Annotated in this window: 17 protein-coding genes and 1 pseudogene; 12 read left to right on the top strand and 6 right to left on the bottom strand. The window is 67.4% G+C overall.

The annotated features are described in order from the left end of the window. Positions 1–253: 253 nt before the first annotated feature. Positions 254–2404: an MMPL family transporter gene (locus tag ACN28A_RS25160; RefSeq protein WP_421398705.1), complete on the bottom strand. Its 2151-nt coding sequence runs from the start codon at positions 2402–2404 to the stop codon at positions 254–256. A 259-nt stretch (positions 2405–2663) separates the two neighbouring features. On the opposite strand from ACN28A_RS25160, the gene ACN28A_RS25155 reads away from it, so the two are divergent. After that, a complete protein-coding gene (locus tag ACN28A_RS25155) occupies positions 2664–3875 on the top strand; it encodes a monooxygenase (protein ID WP_421398702.1) in 1212 nt (403 codons plus the stop codon). Positions 3876–4035: 160 nt separating this feature from the next. On the opposite strand, the gene ACN28A_RS25150 is transcribed toward ACN28A_RS25155, so the two are convergent. Together ACN28A_RS25150 and ACN28A_RS25145 are read right to left on the bottom strand one after the other, a co-directional pair. Beyond that, positions 4036–4701 (bottom strand): response regulator, encoded by a 666-nt coding sequence (locus ACN28A_RS25150; RefSeq protein ID WP_421398700.1) that lies wholly within the window; start codon positions 4699–4701, stop codon positions 4036–4038. A gap of 627 nt (positions 4702–5328) precedes the next feature. Continuing rightward, complete coding sequence (locus ACN28A_RS25145) at positions 5329–5718, bottom strand: hypothetical protein (RefSeq protein ID WP_421398698.1); 390 nt, start codon at positions 5716–5718, stop codon at positions 5329–5331. Between the two features lie 485 nt (positions 5719–6203). Here ACN28A_RS25145 and ACN28A_RS25140 point away from each other — a divergent pair, with 485 nt between their 5' ends. Then, complete coding sequence (locus ACN28A_RS25140) at positions 6204–6497, top strand: transposase (protein WP_421404644.1); 294 nt, start codon at positions 6204–6206, stop codon at positions 6495–6497. A 188-nt stretch (positions 6498–6685) separates the two neighbouring features. Here the strand turns inward: ACN28A_RS25140 and ACN28A_RS25135 are convergent, their stop codons facing one another. Continuing rightward, a complete protein-coding gene (locus ACN28A_RS25135) occupies positions 6686–6985 on the bottom strand; it encodes a hypothetical protein (protein WP_421398696.1) in 300 nt (99 codons plus the stop codon). A 181-nt stretch (positions 6986–7166) separates the two neighbouring features. Continuing rightward, complete coding sequence (locus tag ACN28A_RS25130; RefSeq protein WP_421398694.1) at positions 7167–7847, bottom strand: hypothetical protein; 681 nt, start codon at positions 7845–7847, stop codon at positions 7167–7169. A 375-nt stretch (positions 7848–8222) separates the two neighbouring features. Between ACN28A_RS25130 and ACN28A_RS25125 the strand changes: the two genes are divergently transcribed. From ACN28A_RS25125 to ACN28A_RS25100, 6 genes are all read left to right on the top strand, one after another. After that, positions 8223–8714 carry a hypothetical protein gene (locus tag ACN28A_RS25125; RefSeq protein WP_421398692.1) on the top strand — a complete coding sequence of 164 codons (492 nt, stop codon included), beginning with the start codon at positions 8223–8225 and terminating at the stop codon, positions 8712–8714. Beyond that, entirely contained in the window at positions 8711–9715 is a 1005-nt protein-coding gene (locus tag ACN28A_RS25120; protein ID WP_421398689.1) for a TrmH family RNA methyltransferase, read from the top strand. Before ACN28A_RS25125 ends, ACN28A_RS25120 begins: the two co-directional genes overlap by 4 nt. Before the next feature lie 1318 nt (positions 9716–11033). Continuing rightward, positions 11034–11960: a NucA/NucB deoxyribonuclease domain-containing protein gene (locus tag ACN28A_RS25115; RefSeq protein WP_421398686.1), complete on the top strand. Its 927-nt coding sequence runs from the start codon at positions 11034–11036 to the stop codon at positions 11958–11960. Between the two features lie 31 nt (positions 11961–11991). After that, on the top strand, positions 11992–12471 hold the full coding sequence (locus tag ACN28A_RS25110; RefSeq protein ID WP_421398684.1) for a hypothetical protein: 480 nt from the start codon (positions 11992–11994) through the stop codon (positions 12469–12471). 587 nt (positions 12472–13058) lie between these two features. Next, entirely contained in the window at positions 13059–13205 is a 147-nt protein-coding gene (locus ACN28A_RS25105; protein ID WP_421398683.1) for a hypothetical protein, read from the top strand. A 463-nt stretch (positions 13206–13668) separates the two neighbouring features. Further along, entirely contained in the window at positions 13669–14112 is a 444-nt protein-coding gene (locus ACN28A_RS25100) for an integrase core domain-containing protein (RefSeq protein WP_421398681.1), read from the top strand. Between the two features lie 69 nt (positions 14113–14181). Here the strand turns inward: ACN28A_RS25100 and ACN28A_RS25095 are convergent, their stop codons facing one another. After that, entirely contained in the window at positions 14182–14544 is a 363-nt protein-coding gene (locus ACN28A_RS25095) for a hypothetical protein (RefSeq protein WP_421398679.1), read from the bottom strand. A 293-nt stretch (positions 14545–14837) separates the two neighbouring features. Here ACN28A_RS25095 and ACN28A_RS25090 point away from each other — a divergent pair, with 293 nt between their 5' ends. The 4 genes and pseudogenes from ACN28A_RS25090 to ACN28A_RS25075 all read left to right on the top strand — a co-directional run bounded on the left by ACN28A_RS25090 (position 14838) and on the right by ACN28A_RS25075 (position 19044). After that, positions 14838–15713 (top strand): NACHT domain-containing protein, encoded by an 876-nt coding sequence (locus tag ACN28A_RS25090; protein ID WP_421398676.1) that lies wholly within the window; start codon positions 14838–14840, stop codon positions 15711–15713. 5 nt (positions 15714–15718) lie between these two features. Beyond that, positions 15719–17116: pseudogene (locus ACN28A_RS25085) on the top strand (IS30 family transposase). Continuing rightward, positions 17097–17699, top strand: a complete 603-nt coding sequence (locus ACN28A_RS25080) for an integrase core domain-containing protein (protein ID WP_421398673.1) — start codon at positions 17097–17099, stop codon at positions 17697–17699. Before ACN28A_RS25085 ends, ACN28A_RS25080 begins: the two are co-directional and overlap by 20 nt. A gap of 175 nt (positions 17700–17874) precedes the next feature. Further along, positions 17875–19044, top strand: a complete 1170-nt coding sequence (locus ACN28A_RS25075) for an epoxide hydrolase family protein (RefSeq protein WP_421398671.1) — start codon at positions 17875–17877, stop codon at positions 19042–19044. Positions 19045–19475: the final 431 nt, after the last annotated feature.

Below are 19475 nucleotides of genomic sequence, written 5' to 3'. Positions count from 1 at the left end.
GGCGGCACGGCGCCGGACAACGCCCCACCCGGCGGCACGGCGCCGGACAACGCCCCACCCGGCGGCACGGCGCCGGACAACGCCCCACCCGGCGGCACGGCGCCGGACAAGGGCCCGCCACCGGGCAGGACACCACGGTGTGCCGCCTCCGGCCCGGCGCATGGCGCAGGACCGGAGGGCGGCGACCGCCGGGCCCATGAAGAGATCCGGGACGGGACCCAGCCCGTCCCGGATCTCGTCCGTGCCGCCCCGCTCACCGTTGCAGCGCGAGCTCCTCGTCGTCGGCGAGCGAGTGCCGCCCCTGCGGCGGCTCCGCCGTCGGACGGGACAGCCGGCTCGGCCACCACATTCGCCGGCCGATCAGCAGGGTGAGGGCAGGCACCAGGACCGACCGCACCAGCAGGGCGTCGAGCAGCACGCCGAAGGCGACCAGGAACCCGACCTCGATCAGCATCACCAGCGGAAGCGAGACGAGGACCGCGAACGTGGCCGCCAGGACCAGGCCCGCCGAGGTGATGACGCCACCGGTGGCCGACAGGGCTTTGAGCATGCCCTCTCTGGTGCCGAGACGCACGGTCTCCTCCCGGGCCCGGCTGGTCAGGAAGATGTTGTAGTCGACGCCGAGCGCCACCAGGAACAGGAATGCCAGCAGCGGCACCGAATAGTCGACACCCTTGAACCCGAGGATCGTGTCGAAGACGAACACGCTGCCGCCGAAGGCCGCCGCGAACGAGACGACCACGGTGGCCATCAGGACCAGCGGGGCAACGATCGCGCGCAGCAGCAGTCCGAGGACGATCAGGACGACGACGAGCACCAGCGGAATCACCAACTTCTCGTCACGGCTGGTGGTCACCTCGGTATCGAGGTTCTCCGCACTCGGCCCGCCGACGATCGCCTCCGCCCCGCTCACCGCGTGCACGGCGGTACGCACCCGCTTGATCGTGTCGTACTCCGCGGCGGTGTCCGGCGCGTCGGTCGGGAACACGGAGATGTCGGCCCAGCCTCCGCTGGTCTCACCCGGAATGGCCACCGCCACACCGCGAGTGCCCTCGACGACGTCGAGCACCCGGTCCTGGTACGCCGGCCGTGTGTAGATCGTCATCGGCTGGCCGCCGAGCTCCGGGAAGTGCTGGCGGAGAACGGTGAAACCGGTGACCGACTCCGGCGCGGACACGAACTGGTCCTGCTCCCGCAGTGCGCCGGTGTTGCCCGCCAGGCCGATGGCGAGCACGCCGAGGACTCCGAGCGAGCCGAGCGTCGCCACCCACCGGCGGCGGCTGATGGCGGTGCCGAGCCGTCCCCACAGCCCCGGCTTCTCCTGCACGGCCGTGCTGAACCGCGGGATGGCCGGCCAGAAGATCCGCCTGCCGAGCACCACGAGCACCGCCGGGAACAGCGTCAGCATGGCCACCAGCGCGCACAGGATGCCGGCCGCGCCGATCGGGCCCAACCCGCTGGTGCTGTTCAGGTCCGCGACGAGCAGGCAGAGCAGGCCGGCGACCACGGTGGCCGCGGACGCGACAATGGCCGGCGCCGCGCCGCGTAGCGCGTGGACCATCGCGACCCGGACGTTCTCGTGGTGGTGCAGAGTCTCCCGATATCGGGCGATGAGCAGCAGCGCGTAGTCCGTGCCGACGCCGAACACCAGGATCGTCAGCAGCGCCGAGTTCTGGTTGTTGACCACGATGCCGAAGCCCTTGACGAGCAGGTAGACGGTCGCCATCGCGGTCAGTGCGGCCGCGCCCACGGCCACCAGCGGGATGAACCACAACACCGGGCTGCGGTAGGTGAGGATGAGCAGGAGCGTGACGACGATGACGGTGGTGAGGAAGACCTGCAGGTCGATGCCGTCGAAGACGGCGTCCATGTCGCCGTCGATCGCGGCCGGGCCGGTCACCTCGAGTTCCAGGCCGGCGGGGCGGTCCTTCGCGGCGTCACGCAACGGGCCGACGAGGTCCTCCGGTGCGCCGTAGGTCGTACTCACGTCGAGGGTGAACATCATCGCCTTGCCGTCGGTGGAGCGGCTCGTCGGTGGGCCCTCGTCGTCCTCGTCGGCCGGGGCCGCCACCTTCGGCGGGTACCGCTTGGCAAGGGTTTCGTAGTGGCGCTCGACCGTCGCGCGGTCGGCGTCGGTCAAGCTGCCGGCGCGGTGGTACACGAAGACGAACGTGTTGTCCTCACCGCCGGGGAGACTGTCCTCCAGCACCGCCACCTTGGTCGACTCGGCGCTGGCCGGCAGGGTGTCCACGGCGCTGTCGGTGGTGACCGAGCTCAACTTCCCGCTCAACGGCACCATGACCGCCGCCAGCGCCACCCACAACCCGATCACCAACCACGGCACCCACCGGCCCGCCAACCGACCGGGCGGCGCTTCCCTGAGCGGCGCTGCGTTGACTGACATCAATAGCCTCCTGACGGGTTGCATCGCTTGTCTCAGGCCGACTTCGTACCGAGTGAATCTGAGACGAGCGTTAATCCGGTGATCAGGCCGGTTGGCAGGGCCCAGGCGACACAGCCGTCGGACCGGACGAGCAACGCGACACGGCTCAGGTGCGGGTGTCGAACGGCGCTCCGGGACTGGTACCGCGGTACCACCTCCTCCCGAGGATCACGACCGCGGTACGACGAGACATGACGGAATCGGTCCTAGCGTTCGGGCTATGAGGAAACCTGACAGTCCACGGTCGAAGCTCGCGGCGGGCGCCATGACGCTTGTGACAGCGCTCGCTGCTGTCGCCGCCTGCGGGTCGGACGCCGACAACGGTTCGGCGCCCCCAGCGACCGGCCCGCACAGCGCGCACGCGAGCGGGTCGTCGACTGCTCCACCGCAGCCGCTGCGCGCCGGCGAGCGGTTCCTGGACCTGAAGATGGCCGAGGCCTACACGCCCACGCCGCCGGAGGGCGGCGCGGACGAGTACCGGTGCCAGGTGCTCGATCCGGGCCTGACCAAGGGGGCGTTCCTGACCGGGACCCAGTTCACGCCGGAGAACGTCGCCATCGCGCACCACGCCATCGTGTACGCGGTGCCGCCGGGCGGCGCTGCCGCGGTGCGCGAGCAGGACGCGAAGACCCCCGGGCTCGGCTGGCAGTGTTTCGGGGGGACCGGCGTGCCCGGCGCCGAGGTGGAAGAGGGGGACGCGGCGTGGGTGGACACCTGGGCGCCGGGTGCCACGGAGACGCTGCTCGACCAGGACGCCGGCTACAAGTTGGAGCCGGGCAGCCTGGTCGTCCTGCAGATCCACTACAACCTGCTCGCGACCGACGGCAAGCCGACCGGGTCGGACCGCTCGGCGGTGCGGCTGCGGCTGACGGACGGCACGCCGCATACCCGGGAACTCGAGACGTGGTCGCTCGACGCGCCGACCGACCTGCCCTGCGCCGCCGAGGAGTCGGGTCCGCTCTGTGACCGGGCGGCCTCGATCGCGGACGTGACGAAGCGGTTCGGGCCGGAGGTCGGCGAGATGGCGGACCGTCAGGTGGAGGAGTGCAACCCGGACGGCGTGCCGAAGCCCGGTGACACCCAGTCCTGCGATCACGAGGTGGAGGAGCCGACGACGCTGTTCGCCGGTTTCGGCCACATGCACATGCTCGGGCGGGCCTTGAAGGTCGAACTCAACCCGGGCACACCGAAGGCCAAGGTCGTGCTGGACGTGCCGCAGTTCGACTTCGACAACCAGCGGCTGATGAAGCTGCCGTCGCCGGTGGAGGTCGGTCCGGGGGACACGCTGCGGGTGACGTGTACGCACGACGCGGGGCTGCGCAAACGAGTGCCGCAGCTGAAGAAGCTGCCGCCGCGCTACGTTGTGTGGGGCGACGGCACCGGCGACGAGATGTGCATCGGCATCATGGTGGTCTCCCCCCGCAAGTCCTGACGAGGCGTCGAACGTGTGTGAGCTCACCGAGGTCGACGAGCCGAATGGCGGCGCTGAGCTCACACACGTCCGCACTGGACGGGCGGTAACGTGGGTGGACCCGGCGGCGGAGCGGCTGGGAACTACGGTCGCGCCCTCGACGGACCCGCGAGATGAAGTGCTAGACCGGCCGGGTGAGTCTCAGGTTGTAGGCGAGGATGACGGCCTGGATCCGGTCCCGTGCGCCGATTTTGGCGAGGACCCGCCCGACGTGGGTCTTCACCGTCGACTCCGACAGCGTGAACCGTTGCGCGATCTCGGCGTTGGTGAGGCCGTGGCCGATGGCGACGAGGACCTCGCGCTCGCGGTCGGTCAGGAATTCCAGCCGGGGATCCTCCCGCACGGGCCCGCAGAGGTCATCGTCGAGCTGGTCGGCGAACGCGTCGAGCAGCCGCCGAGTCAGCGCCGGCGCGATCACCGGGTCCCCGGCGGCGACGGCCCGGATGCCGGCGAGCAGTTCCTCCGGGCGGATGTCCTTGAGCAGGAAGCCGCTCGCCCCGGCCCGCAGCGCGGCGAACGCGTACCGGTCCGAGTCGAACGTCGTCAGCACCAGGACCCGCGAACGCCCACCGGCAGCGACGATGCGCCGGGTGGCCTCGATCCCGTCGACGCCCGGCATGCGGATGTCCATCAGCACCACGTCGGGACGCAGCTCGGTGATCCGACGGACGGCCTCGGCGCCGTTCTCGGCCTCGCCGACGATCTCGGTGTCGGGGGTGTTCTCCAGCAGCATGCGAAAGCCGAAGCGCTGCAGCGGCTGGGCGTCCGCCACGAGTACAGAGATCATGAATGGCTTGCCTTTCAGGGTCGCGGCCGTTCGGTACGGGGCCGGCGCCGACCGTGCCGCCGTGCGGCGCGGCGCGTTCGGCCATGCCGACGAGGCCGAGACCCGCGTCGCCCGGCGATGCCTACTTCATACTGAGCGATCCTGAGACGACTGTTAAAGCGGCGTCCAGGTCGTTGGCCGAGGGCGCGGGTTCGTCGGCGGGCCGCTGCGTGCACGCGCAGCCCTCTGCGACCTCGCGCTCGACAAGATCGAAATCAACAGCTGGGTTTGAACCAGTGACCTCTTCCGTGTCAAGGAACGATTCACAACCCTTTGACCAGCACGAACACAACCACCCTGTGCGGCTCGGGCGACGATTAGCGCAGTTCACCCGGATTGAACGCCGTTCAGCGTGTTTGGAAGCGCCTCGCTGCTCCCAATCTGCTCCCCAACAGCGCGATCTTCAGCCCAGCACCAGTGTCCTATCTGGACATCGGAGACGCTCTAGCGTTGATCAGCATCTGTGCTGGAGCGCGTTCAATCAGGGCTCGAGCATCCTCTGCCCGCCCACCTAGGCGCGCTGCTTCCCGGATCTGGTCAGCAGACATCAGCGATGCAGTACGAACGGCTTCATCTACCCCGCGCGTGTCACCTCTGTCCAGCATGCGGAGATACCAACGAACCGCCTGCACCCGATCCACCGGTCCACCAATGCCGTCTCGAAATGATGAAGCTAGAGCATGCATGGCCGGAACCGAACCCGCCTCCGCGCCCCGGAGATTCCAATCTCGGGCCTTGCTCATGGGAGCCGTCGGCGGCAAGGTAGCCGGCAAACACCGCCGCACCCGCCCCCAACCCCAACCCACCTGCCAGCTGAAACATCGCCCTGGCCCGGGCCTCATCCGCCTCCACAAGTTCTCCCTTGCGGAACAGCACGCCGAGATTGTAGGCGGCGAACCCGTCCCCATCCTGCGCCGCAGACGTCAAGAGGGTCACCGCCCGGTCAATTTCACGTTTCTCACCACTGCCGAGGAGCATGAAGCCAAGGCCTCTACGCCCGGCAGTATCCCTTGCTCCGCCGCCATCTCAAAATAGCGGCGCGCCTCTGCCGGACGCTTGAGCTGTTCGGCGAACAGGCCTCCAGCCAGCGCTTGTGCGTGCATCGCCTTCGTCAGCCAGGGTCAGCAGTTCCGGAAGGCGTCGCTGCATCTCGGCACGAGCGGCAAGGTCGCCACTCGTCATGCGCCGATGGACAGCCTCGATTTCGGCGACCCGTGAATCCTTCGACCTCGCAGCCATCGGCTCTCTCCCCAACCCTCTCATCGGCCTACTTGCCGAATACGTACAACCCACTAGCTAGGGCCTCTGATCATAACCGGGACTGCGTAGATTTCCGTGTTTGACCTGGGTGTGGTCTTGGACAGGACGTTGATCCTGTCCGGGAAGGACCACGTCATGGCAGACAAGAAGAACGTTGCTCACCTACCGCAGCCGACGGCGGCGGAAATGGAGTTCGCCCAGCAATTGGTGGAGCGGGCCAAGGCCGACGGGGTGTCTCTGGTCGGGCCCGGTGGACTCCTCGCGGGATCACCCGCAGTGTCCTGGAATCGGCACTGGACGCCGAGCTCGGTGCTCATCTCGACGAGGCCGGTGTCGATGAGGCGACCGGTCGGCGGACGAACATCCGCAACGGTCACGGAGCGAAGACCGTCCAGACCGAGGTCGGACCGGTGCGCATCCAGGTCCCGCCCGTCCGCACTGCGCAAGATGAACCCACGGTGCCCGCCGCCGACGGTATCGCACGGTCCGGAAAGTAGATCAACCAGCGCTGCCCGACCCAGACGACGATCAAATGATCAACGAGTACCACCCAGCAGCTTGACACGATCTTCAAAGATTTGATCAATCCGTCGTGCTCGTTCTGGCACACTACACGCCACTCATCGATCCCCTGGCAAACCAAAACCGCACGTCAGCCTACGGCCGATTTCGGAACGGCACAAGCCTACCCTTGACGTTCTCGGCCGGTATCGAAAAAAGATGTGATGTATTGGTTCGGGGAAAGCCCGCTATCACGGAGCAGCGAATAGACCTCGTCACCTGATTGCGGTTGCCCATCACCGATCAAATAGCATTGAGCAAGGCCCAGGTAACGAAGCGTGTCGACGTCTTCCGCATATTCAATAGCCTCATCTTCAGCTAACTGTAAAGCTACTTCGAACGAGCTCGCTTCCCACAACGTTATTCGTTCTTCATAAGTGCCCGCCTCCCATTCGAAGACACACCGTACAGAATACCAGGACATTACCCCTCCTACGAGGATTTTTCCGGAACAGTACCGCACCGGACAGCCCGCGGCATGGGACAAACAAGACCGGGTTCACTCCTATGCCGCCGAGAGCGTGTCACAGGCCGTGGCCTACCGGGTCCTCAGCTTCCGATGCTGTCCCACCGGTACTGAGGAGACGGTCCAGACGGGCCGGACGTCACACCGCCGCCATCGGATACCCAATCGCAGCGATGTCCTCTTCCAGCCTGGCAACGGTTGTCTCTGGGTTGAGTGCCTGTACCACGACGTCGGTGAGCGGGCGGTGCGCGACGACGTGCTCGACCGCCGCCGGATCCAGTTCGATCTCGTAGTAGTCCTCGGCGAACGTGACGTACCGGTCGACGATGTCGTCGAGCAGGATCTTGAGCAGCCCAGAACCGTCTGGGGCATCGCCGTCGTACGGCCCCTCAAGCGGTGGAAAAATGATGCCTTCGCCGGCGTACCAGCGGTCGTCACCGGCGAGCCGCCACAGTACGGCGGTGGCGAGGAACTGTCCCTCCCCGTCGCCGAACGCTGGTTCCTCGATGTGCTGACGGAACACCAACGGAATGCCCTTGAGCAGCCCAGGCCACAGCTCGCGGTCCGGACCGCGAAAGGGCGTCATCGGCGACTCGTGGTCGAACACACGGATGAACGCACCCTCGGCGGTGAACACGACTGCCCACTCATCGCCGCTGTCGTTGCTCATCAGCGCCGCCTCGTCGTCACCCCACGCGCGGGTGTAGGCGTAGTAGGACCCACCGCCATCGAGGATGCACTCCAGCACGGCGAGTGCCTTGCAGCGGTCCCGCAGCATGCCGATGGAAGGCAGCCTGGCGGCGATATCGTACACAGTCACCTCGGTAACCTACCTACGCCGAGACAGCACCAACATCGTCGTACCTCCAGGCGTCCGCAAGACTTCACGGCGATGCGCGCTCATGCCGCGTCGTGCGCGCTGACCGGTCGTCGCTGGTGGTAGTGGGTGATCGTCGTCCGCGTCGTCGGCAGCCTGATATGGCGACGTCGCGCGGTAGCTGCCGCTTGGGGGTAGGGAGAACGTGCCGGGATGGGCCAGGTCTCGATGGCGCGGGCGTTGGCAGGTGTGGGGCTGACGGAAATCGGTGGTGTGCGGTGCGGTCGGACTGCTATCCAGTTCTGGTGAGTGCTGTTGAGCCGTAGTCTGCATACCGACCCGTACCCGATACGTGCCGCTCGCCGGGCTGGTGCATCCGTGCCCGTACGGGTCTGCCCGCCCCGCCGTGGGTTCGTACATCCGGCCGGTCCGGCCGATGTCGTTCGGGTCCTGACCTTCTTCGGGCCGGCTGCGGCGTACGGCCTTCGCGGTATCGAGCTGCGGCAGCAACCGGCGGCCGGCACCGGTATGGCCGTCGCGGCGCTGCGCGTTCCGGGGATCGTGCTGCTGTTCGAGCAGCCCGCGACGCCGTGGGAATTGTCCGGCCGGCTCACCGATGCGGCGATGGCGCGCCTGCAGCGCGCGGGTGCCCGGGTCGCGACCGGTCACGCCGGCACCCGGGTCGACTGGCCCGATACCACGCTGCGCGACTTCATGCTCTTCGACGGCCTCATGCACGAGATCGGCCACCACATGATTCAGCACGCGGCTCACAAGCGGCGCACCCGCGTCATGCGCACCGTGGACCACGAACGCCGCGCGGACGCGTACGCGATGCGAGCGCGGCACGCCTGGTCAACGCAGCGATGAGCCCGCCTGCCCGGCTGGTCGGTGACGGCGTGGAGAACCCCGCCAACGCGGAGGCGCTTGCCGAGGCCGCGCGGATGTTTGCGGTACCTTGCGGTTTCCGCGACAGCCGCGGCCTCGCCGCGCACCTTCCGGACCTGTCCACCGTGACCACCGCCGCGCTGCTCGGCGGCGCGGACCCGCTCATCGCCGTGGATAACACACCAGGGGCGGAGTCGGTGTACCGTGCTGGGCCGCTGCGCGGGAGGGCGTCCATCGTGGTCGGCAACGAGCGCCGCGGCATCCGGCCGGACGTCCTGCGCGCCGCGGCGAGAACGGTGCAGATCCCGATGCCGGGACGCGGCGTGAACACCCTCAACGTGGCCACCGCGGCCGCCGTCGCCCTCTACTACCTGCTCGACGCGCACGGCCGCCGCCAGGCACGCGCCCCGCGCCCGGAGTCGCACCGCCCGACCCTGTTGCTCGCCGCACCACGCGACCACGTCGAGGCCGGCAGTTCACTGCGTTCGGCGGCCGCGTTCGGCTGGCAGACCGTCATGGCCGACGACCGCGAGAAGGTGTGGTTCGGCACGCCGCGTCCGATCCGCGCCGAGGCCCGAGCCGCCGCGCGCAGCCACCGCAACCCGCTGCGCGTCGTACCCGCCGGCGACGCCTGGTCGTCGCGGGCCGGCAGCCGGGTCATCGTCTGCGCACCGGACGTCGACGGGCCGCCCCTGCACCACGCCAAGCTGACCGGCAGCAGCACCGTGCTCGTCATCCCAGACGGCGACGGCTGGGAACCACCGCCGGACGCCGAGTTCGCCCGCGTCACCGTGCCGGGCGAACCCGGCCGCTACCGCCTCGTCACCGGCATCGTCCTCGCCGAGACCGCCCGCCAACTCGGCACCCGAACCGTCACAGCACGCCGCCCACCACGCCGCGGCCTGTCATACAGCAGCATGCTCGGCCACACCGCCCTGCCGAACACTGACCTGGTCCACCCATGGGAACTCACCGCGTACTGAACACGATCACACCCCAGCGCAGCTCAGCCCACGTCCACCCGCCAGTCAGTATCCGGATCTGCCGGTGATCGTGTGCGGCCGGCGTCAGGTGCGGCGTGGCGGGCAGGACGATTCCAGGCCGGCAACCGATTGCCGGGGCGGGTTCGTAGCGGCGGTCCGGGAGCAGTTCGACCAACGTCGACTCCTCTATCTCCCACCCGGCCGGGGTGGTGAACACCGGGTACGTCACCACCTCACCCGTCTGCGGTAGGACGGCATGGACGGCGGCACCACCGCCCAGGTGGCGCCGCTGTCGCTGTCGTATACCGACAACCGGGCAATCTCGTCGTACCGGCAGAGGTAGACCACGACTTCCAGGACGTCACCAGTGCGGTGCAGCGCGACCGTCGGCCGGCGTTCCGGACCGCACCCGGGTCACGGTGCCGAGGAGCAGAAACGCAGCCAGCAGTACTCTCGCGCGTCGCCCACTCATCAGAGTCCGAACCTTCGAGACCTTCCATGCGGGGCGTCCGGAGTCCAGGCACGGAGTAGCCCCTGCTGTTCGACAACTCGGGTCCCGGCTACGCGGCCTGCTCATACTCGTTGATCAGCCGGTGAACCCTTTCCGCGTCGTAATCGGATGGCACAGGCGTGTATCGAAGTCGGTGCCAGGGCTTGAGTTGGCGTGAGGAGCGGCCCGGCCTTCCAGGCCCGGGGCATGCTTTCGCGTGTCGGTGGATCGCGATGCAGCGAGGTCTCCGGTAGATGGTTCAGCGAGCAAGCAGAACTTGACACCGGAGACCTCGTAGACACCCTAGCGGTGACGAGGCGGTTCGACCTGACCGCCGCCCAGTGGACGGTGCTGCGCCGCTGCTACTGGTACGGAACCGACCAGGCCGACTGCCGACGTGAAGCCGACGGGAGGGGATCAACGGGTCCGGCAATGGATGCATGCGTGTGAAATGCATCATACAGGACGATCCTTTCGACCAATCTATGCTCACCTATAAGCTGACACAAAGTAGGTGAGCGATTACGTGGAGCTAGCACGTAACCGCTGCCTCAATGTGAGCAATCACAAGGAGGACTTGTGGCACCAGCCTGGAAGCGACACGGCCTCGCCGCGACGGTGGCGATGCTCCTCACCATCGGGGCGGCATCGTGGTCACCAGTCGCATCCGCCAACCCTGCCCGCGCTAGCGCCCCTGCCCCTGCCCCTGCCCCTGGCGGGATGTTGACACCTCCGGCAGCACCCGGATCCACACCGACCCCCAGCTGCGCGAGCATCCAGGGCCGACTCACCGACCTGCGTGCCCAGGGCGTCATGCGCACTCTCTGTGTGGGAACGTCGACGAAGTCAACCACTGGGCCGAGTGTCAGCCTCGCCGCCGTTCCGGACTGGTGCACGGGAACGACGAACACCTGGCGCTGGAACCGCTTCGAGCACTGCGTCATCATCGAGAACTACGTGTCGATGGTCGACGTGGTCACCGGCGCGCAGATCGGCCGGACCGAGTTCACGCTGGGGCACCTGATCCGGGCGAATCGGGACAGCCTCCGGTTCACTGAGGAGATCTCCATACGGCGCGGCGAGTCGTACGGCGTCATGGAAAATGACGACGAGATGACAGCCCGAATGATTTCCTACTGCGCGACCGGCTGCAGTCGGGAACTGGACAGCGATTGGATTCCCTGGGACTACGAAGAGTCGGTAGAACTCGGCAATTCCTACGACTCGAACGTCGGTGACGGACAGATCGCGCTGTCGCGCATCACCTACGAGTTCTGGGTCGACCACGAGGACGCTGTGGGCGACGACGGCTGGCCGATGACCTACTCCAGCGGTGATGTGCGCTGCGACCGGGTCCCGTACCGCACGACCGCTGGGTGCGTCACCGGGTTCCACGTCCCTACCCTGTCGCACGCCGGCCTCGGGTCCATCACCCAGCACGTGATCTCCGCTCAGTCGGCGGGCAAGCCCGGACGCCCAAATCAGAGTACGTTGACCTACGATGAGGACGACGCACGGTCAATCCAGCGCCGCGCGGCCGCCTGCGCCTCCTTCACTCCCGCGCGACCAGGCGAGGAGTGCGACGAATACCCGTTCGCGCACACCACCCAGGGCGGGTCGAATTCCAGCACCGCGTCGGTCCCGTCCAGCGAGCAACGCGCCCAGGGTGGCAAGTTCAGCAGCTTCATCCAAAATCTGCGGGTGCTCAGCGGCGAGGGCTTCTACGTCGACCCATACGCAAACAGTCACTACTGACAAGGACACTATGGCCCGGCATCACGGATCTGTGTACGCCTACAAGCACCAGTACTACCTCAGCGAGGAAGGCCAAGACCCGTATCCGCCGTACCTCGGAGATCCCAACGGTCTTGTCTATCTCGCCGAGGGCGGCGGCATCCAGATCCTGACCGGCGCCAACACCGGGATGATCAATCTCACCGTCGACCTGCTCGACGCCGCACCACCTATGGCGGCCGCCGGCTGGGATGAAATCGTGGAGGTGAGCTATACCAGCCAGCAGGGAAGAGCCCTCGTTCTCGGATGGCCGGCGAAGCCCGTCAACGGACTACCTCCGGTCTCAGCCGGCGGCCCCGGCCACTACCGCATCCGGTTCCACGCGCGCCACCGCGACGACGCCCGCAATCTCGACCCACTCACCGTGGTGGAGGAGCACTACATCGCCGCATGGCCCGCCCGACGTGGCCCGGTAGAACTACACAAGCTCAGTGACGAGTTCGGCCAGCGCTACCGGGAATCGGGACTCTGAAGAAGACTCTGACCTGTCACACCAGCTCCCATGCCTGTTTGCCAACGGTGTTTGCGAGACACACTGCTAAACGTAGGCGAGCTTGACCACTTCCGACTCTGGGAAGAGGTCACCGCTGCGGCACGAGCCGGGCGGTGACCTCTACCGAGTCTCGGAAAGAGTCATGCCTCTCCGTTGCGCCTGACCAGAGCCTTGATCAAACGACCACCCTGATCTGCACCTTCGAATCGAAGGCGTCGGAGATCATCTCGACGGCTGCTCCCACATCTGCTCCCGATGAAACGTTCAGCAGGTCAACCGCTCGTTACCCACGACTCCCCCGCACCTCGCTCTGTCAGGGACGATAGACAGCGGTTGAGGTCTGTTCAGCGCCGTTGTGAGCAGTTGTGTCAAGGAACGACCCGCAATCCTCTGACCAGCAGGGATACAAGTGCCCCTGGTAGGTGCGGGGCGGATTAGAGCAGCTCAGATGGGTTGGGCGCGCTTCGGCGCCGTTGGGAGCGCCCTGTACGGTGCCATTACCTGTCGCACCTGCTGTGAGCTGGGCTTCGTGAGTTTGAGGCATCTTCCTGGTCATGGTGTTTCGATTGATCTATCTGGTCGCGATTCGCAGGTTCGACGCCCTGCTGCGCGCGGCCTATAGCGACAACGTCGTGCTCGCGGAACTGCTGGCCCTTCGCCATGAGGTCGCGGTGCTACGCCGTCAGGTCCACGGCCGACCAAGACTGTCCTGACCAGACCGGGCGATCCTGTCTGCGCTGGCCCGGCGGCTGCCCCACGCGGTCCGCGCCCACCGGATCGTGACCCCGGCGACCCTGCTGGCCTGGCACCGCCGGCTGGTCCAATGCCGCTGGACCTACCCCCACCGTGGCGGCCGACCGCCCGTCAGCGACGAGATCCGCGGCCTCATCTACCGGATGGCCCGGGACAACCCCCGCTGGGGACATAACAGAATCCAGGGCGAATTGCTCGGACTGGGCTACCACGTCGGCCTCGGCACCATCCGCCGAATCCTCACCGGTGGCCACCTCGGCCCCGCACCCCGCGACACCGACACCTCCCCTGGCGGACATTCCTGCGTACCCAGGCCACCGGACTGCTGGCCGCCGACTTCTTCCACGTCGATACCGTGTCGCTGCGCCGCTGTACGTACTGGTCGTCATGGAGATCGCCACCCGACGGGTCCACTTGCTCGGCGTGACCGACCGCCCGACCCAGGCGTGGGCGACCCAGCAGGCCCGCAACCTGCTCATGAACCTCGGCGAACGGGCCAACGACTTCCGGTTTCTGATCTGCGACCGCGACACCAAGTACGGCGCATCGTTCGACGCCGTACTCGCCGACGAGGGCGTACAGGTGGTGAAGACGCCGCCGCGCACGCCGAGGGCGAACTGTTTCGTGGAGCGGTGGGGTCGCAGCATGCGTGAGGAGTACACCGACTACGTCCTGCTCTACGGTGAGCGACATGCCAGGGTGGTACTGACCGAGTACATCCGACACTTCAACGATCACCGTCCGCACCAAGGGCGCGGACAGGTACCACCCAACCGTGAGCCGGGCACCGTGATACCGATCGACGGCGTCGTCCGACGCCGACGACGGCTCGGCGGGGTCATCAACGAGTACCACCGGGCCGCTTAACGGATCCACGAACTCGCAGGTCAGCAAACAGAAATCTGGTTTTGGCACCCTACAGCTCGCCGCCAACCGCTAGTCCAGGTTGGCCAACTCGCCCTGAATGCGCCGGCATCCCCAGGCGGGGTTGTCCCGGGCCAGCCGCAGCACCAACTGGCGCACCTCCGCCGTGACAGGTGGGCGACCCCGCCGCCGTCTCGGGTAGGTCCACCGCCGCGCGATCAGACTGCGGTGCCAGCGCAACAACGTGGCCGGGGTGACGAAGAACGCCGGCCACCGCGCCCGCGGCAGCAGCCTCGACAGGCCGGCCAGCACCGCCCGGTCGGCCGGTTCCAGATCCGGACGGCGCACCTGCCGACGCAGTATCGCGACCTGGTGCCGCAGCACAAGCACCCCAACCGCGTTGCCGTGCCCGCCACGGACCAACAGGATGACCAACCGCAGTGTCTGACGAAGAACCAGGCAGCCAAACGACATGACCATGACCGACAACATGACACCATTCGTCGATCCCACGGCGGACAAAGTCGCACGTCAGCGCCCACGGCCGAGTTTCCGAACGGTACAGGTCGGGTAGCCGATCTTCCAGAGCGTCAATGGCCTGCTACTCAAGGAGCGCCGACAGCGCAGCGGTCGTTCGGCATGTGCTGATCCGGCGCCCCAGGTAATCGCGCAAGCCGCAGCAAAATCGAAAACCGCGCTATGGGCTTTTCCCTTTCGCGGTGGCGTCCGTGGCCGTTGGTCTGTTCCGGCTGCTGCGTATCCCACGCAAGCTCCGCGACCAGGACGTCGTGCGGATCACCCGGTCGGCCGATGCGCTGTTGACTGTCCGGCACGGGATCGTCGGCCGCGACTACATCGTGCGAGGGCATGGCCGGCTCCGCAACCGTGGGAAGGAGCGCACCGGCAGCCTGCTACGGCTGCTGGGGCGTGCACTCGACGACCCGACTGCGTCCGTGGTGTTGTTGCAGGGTCAGACCGGCTCGGGCAAGACGACGGCGTTGCGGCGATGGGGCTGTACCAGGATGCCACGGGAGAAGCGCGCACACGGCGGTGTCGTGCTGCCCGTCTACGTCGACCTGAGCCGGTTCGCGGCCACGAACCGCCCGATCGACGCCGATACCTACCGCGAGCATATCGCCGAACTACTGGGACGCGACGACCGGTTCCTGCGTGGCAAGGTCATGGAATTCCTGCAGGAGAGACGCGACCACATCCGGTGGATCTTCCTGTTCGACGCCTTCGACGAGTTGCCGGAGCTCGCCGGGGCCGAGAATGTGAAACCGGTTATCGAGCGGCACCTCAACGCGATCCGCAGTCTCGTCGAGACCGCGCCGAACCTGCATGCGGTCATCGCCGCGCGCGACTTCGCCGGAGCCGACGCGCGACGTATCTGGCCGCTCGTTGACGTCCTGCCACTCCCGGTCGGCAGCCAGCGCGCTCTGGTCCGGCGGTTCGGGCTCGATGCGAACGACACGCGTTGGCTAACCGGGCTGATCGACGGCAACACGGACCTCCGGCTGCTGTCAGAGAACCCGCTGCTACTCACTCTACTGTGCTCGTTCGTCAGCGACGTGGGCACCAAAATCTACCACCGGTCACCGTGACCGCCATGCTCGAGCGCGCGATCCGGGCCCGGCTCGCTGCGGCGCTGCAACGGGAGACCGGCGGGACCCAACACGAGGACAGCCTGCGTGACACCGCCTACCTGGAGTGGCGGCGGATTGCTGAGGGTCTGTCGAGCGAGGAGGCCGCGGCGGCGTGTGGTGTGTCGCAGCCGGTGGGCTTTCGGTGGTTCCGTCAGGGTGGCGGTATGTCGCCTTTGTCGCTTGCTCCGTTGTCGGGCCGGTATCTGTCCTTCGCTGAGCGTGAGGAGATCGCCCTACTCAAAGCGGAGGGTAAAGGCGTGCGAGAGATCGGCCAGGCGGTAGGTCGTGATGCGTCGACCATCTCGCGGGACCTGCGCCGCAACGCCGCGACGCGGGGCGGTCGCATCGACTATCGGGCCGTGACGGCGCAGTGGCATGCCGAGCGCCGTGACCGACGTCCGAAGAGCGCCAAGCTCGCAGCGAATGAGCGGCTGCGTGACTACGTGCAAGACCGGCTCGCCGGCGCGATAACCGACGGCGAGGGCCGACCGATCCCGGGTCCGAACGTCCCGTGAGAAGGGCGCCGGCATGGGCGGCGCGCGGATCGGCGGTGGGGCATGGCGTGGAGTCCGGAGCAGATCAGCAGGCGGCTGCGGTTGGACTTCCCGGATGATGAGTCGATGCGGATTTCGCACGAGGCGATCTACCAGGCACTCTACGTCCAAGGTCGAGGCGCGTTGCGCCGGGAGTTGACGGCGTGTCTGCGGACCGGCCGCGCGTTACGGGTGCCGCAGGCGCGCACCCGCCGCCGCGGCAAGCACTTCGTCAGTCCGGAGGTGATGATCAGCCAACGGCCTCCTGAGGTCGCCGACCGGGCAGTACCCGGGCACTGGGAAGGTGACCTGATCATCGGACTCGAACGGTCCGCGATCGGCACGCTGGTCGAGCGCACCACCCGGTTCACCATGCTGCTGCACCTGCCCCGCATGGAAGGACACGGCCAGCAGCCCACGGTGAAGAACGGCCCACCGCTGGCCGGGCACGGCGCCGCAGCGGTCCGCGACGCGATCGCGGAACAGATCACCACCCTGCCCGAGCAGCTACGACGCTCGCTGACCTGGGACCAGGGCGCCGAGATGGCTCAACACCTCCAACTGCTACTGGACACCGGCCTCGACATCTACTTCTGCGACCCGCACAGCCCCTGGCAGCGCGGCACCAACGAGAACACCAACGGACTGCTACGCCAGTACTTCCCGAAGGGCACAGACCTATCACGACACACCGTCAGCGACCTCGACGCCATCGCCGCCGCCCTCAACAACCGCCCCCGCAAAACGCTGGAGTGGAAGACTCCCGCAGAAGCCCTGGCCGCATACCTAGAATCAGCCCAAGTAGCCAGTGTTGCAACGACCTCTTGAACCTAAGCAGTACACGTCGTTCCGGTTCACCACCCACCTGCTCGATGCCGGTATCGACGCCTCGATCGGCAGCGTCGGTGACGCCCTGGACAACGCGTTGATGGAATCCAGCATCGGCCTCTACAAGACCGAACTGATCGAACCCCGAGGTCCGTGGCGCAGCCTCGCCCAGGTCGAACTCGCCACCGCCGAGTGGTCGACTGGTACAACAACCAGCGCCTGCACTCCGCCATCGGGCACGTCCCACCGGCCGAATACGAATCGACGTTCCACGCTCAACCCCAGCCCCGCGAGGTGGTTGGAGCCAACAGCTGAGGTCTCCACAGAACCCGGGACGGTTCACCCGACCCTTCGGCAGCTCGGACGCCGACGACGCCCGACGCAGATCACAGACGGTGACACCCTCGACCCGGCGACGCGCGAAAAGCGGCAGATCCGTGCACATGCTGGTCTTCGATTCGAGGTCCGCACGAGGGCAGAATGTGCGCGTGTCCTTGAATCCGCAAGGCTGGTCGGACAATCATCTCCGTCGGCCAGCGGACTTGGCCAGCGACCTACCGCTTCGCCGGCGCGGAGTACGTGACTGATGGCCTAGCCACGTGGTGGTCGCCCGGAGCTCGGGAACCACTGCCGTGCTCGTGGCTGACGGCGCAGATGCGGTCGTCGGTACCGGGAACATCGACCTACGCCTCGAGTGGCCTCTGGGCGGCTACGGCCGGTCCGGGCATGATTCCGGGCGGCGGGGGTAGGACTCGATCATGCTTGAGTCGTTCCGGCTGCACGCCAGCGGGGCCGATCTGGCCGACCTGCGGGCCCGTCTGCGCGCGACCCGCTGGTCGGACGCACCTGAGGCCGCCGGCTGGTCATTGGGGGTCGATCTCAGCTACCTGCGGGATCTCGTCGGATACTGGGCCGAGGAGTTCGACTGGCCGGCCCAGGAGGAGGCGCTGGCCCGGTTGCCGCGCTTCCGGTCCACCGTCCACGGGCTGGGCATAGCGTTCTTGCATGCCCGGGCCGTCGCGCCGGGTGGACCTGCGTTGCCGCTGATCCTCTGCCACGGCTGGCCGGACTCTTCCTGGCGCTACGAGAAGGTGCTGCCGCTGCTGACCGATCCCGGGGCGCACGGTGGTGACCCGGCCGATGCGTTCGACGTAGTCGTGCCGGACATGCCGGGGTTCGGGCACTCGGACCGCCCGGCCGGCGCGCCGCTGGACTCCGTCGCGGTGGCCGGGCTGTTCGCCGAGCTGATGACCGTGGCCGGCTACCCGACGTTCGGGGTGGCCGGCGGCGACATCGGCAGCTCGGTCAGCCGCTACCTCGCCCTCGACCACGCCGACCGGGTGGTGGCCGTGCACCGCATGGAGGCCAGCCTCCCGGTCGACGTCGGGGCGGACTACACGCCTGAGGAACGCGCGTACCTGGACACTGCAGCCGAGTGGAAGGCCGCCGAGGGCGCGTACGCCGATCTGCACCGCACCAAACCGCAGACCGCGGCCGTCGGGCTGACCGACTCGCCGGCTGGTTTGGCCGCCTGGACCGTCGAGAAGCTGCGCTCGTGGAGCGACTGCGGCGGCGACGTCGAGCGCAGCTTCACCCGGGACGAGATCTGCGGGCTGCTCACCCGCTACTGGCTGACCGGGACCATCGGCTCGTCGATGCGCATGTACGCGGCCAACGCCGCCATCCCGATCGAGCAGCACGCGCGCCGGGTCGAGGTGCCGTCCGGTTTCGCGCTGTTCCCTGGTGACACGCTGCATCCGCCGCGCCGCTGGCTCGAACGGTTCGCGAACGTCGTGCGGGTCACCAAGATGCCCCGGGGCGGCCACTTCGCCCCGTTCGAGGAGCCCGAGCTGTACGCGCGGGAACTGCGCGACTTCTTCCGCCCCTACCGCGCCGCCGTCGACGCAAACCAGCGGCCAGCCCGGTAGAACATGACCCGGCCGAAGTAGGGTGGCCTCGCCCTGGTCGGTCATCCGGCGTTCACCACGCCGCCGCAGCCTATTGCACACTCGCTCATCGGCAGATCCGGACATCGATCGCTATGGGAACCACTCACGGAGCGCGACGGCTCGGGCCGCTGGTCACCGAGGTAGGGCAGCATGCGGGCGTACCGATTTTGATCATGGCACGGTGATCGATTTTCCGCGTTGGCAGCGTCGTGGGCGTCAGCCGGTGTGAGATTTGATCGGAGGTCGCCGCCGTCGTGGACGGGTCGTCAAGTGCAGTGGTGGCGCGGGCCGCGTGTTCGGTCACGTACAGGATGTTCCTGCGGCAGGACGGCTGTGCTACCAGACCTCGCAACCGTCGAGCCGGGATGAAGGCGGCGAGCCGGGCCACCATCAGCGGTTGTACCGCAGCC

Origin of the sequence: Plantactinospora sp. WMMB782, assembly GCF_049179135.1 — a bacterium.
Taxonomy (GTDB): Bacteria; Actinomycetota; Actinomycetes; order Mycobacteriales; family Micromonosporaceae; genus Plantactinospora.
This window is presented reverse-complemented; position numbering and strand designations above follow the sequence as displayed.

Bases quoted from the DNA above. Each gene is read 5' to 3' on its own strand.
- ACN28A_RS25145 (WP_421398698.1), bottom strand. From the start codon at position 5,718: ATGCTCCTCGGCAGTGGTGAGAAACGTGAAATTGACCGGGCGGTGACC.
- ACN28A_RS25150 (WP_421398700.1), bottom strand. From the start codon at position 4,701: ATGATCTCTGTACTCGTGGCGGACGCCCAGCCGCTGCAGCGCTTCGGC.
- ACN28A_RS25155 (WP_421398702.1), top strand. From the start codon at position 2,664: ATGAGGAAACCTGACAGTCCACGGTCGAAGCTCGCGGCGGGCGCCATG.
- ACN28A_RS25075 (WP_421398671.1), top strand. From the start codon at position 17,875: ATGCTTGAGTCGTTCCGGCTGCACGCCAGCGGGGCCGATCTGGCCGAC.
- ACN28A_RS25135 (WP_421398696.1), bottom strand. From the start codon at position 6,985: ATGTCCTGGTATTCTGTACGGTGTGTCTTCGAATGGGAGGCGGGCACT.
- ACN28A_RS25160 (WP_421398705.1), bottom strand. From the start codon at position 2,404: ATGTCAGTCAACGCAGCGCCGCTCAGGGAAGCGCCGCCCGGTCGGTTG.
- ACN28A_RS25120 (WP_421398689.1), top strand. From the start codon at position 8,711: ATGAGCCCGCCTGCCCGGCTGGTCGGTGACGGCGTGGAGAACCCCGCC.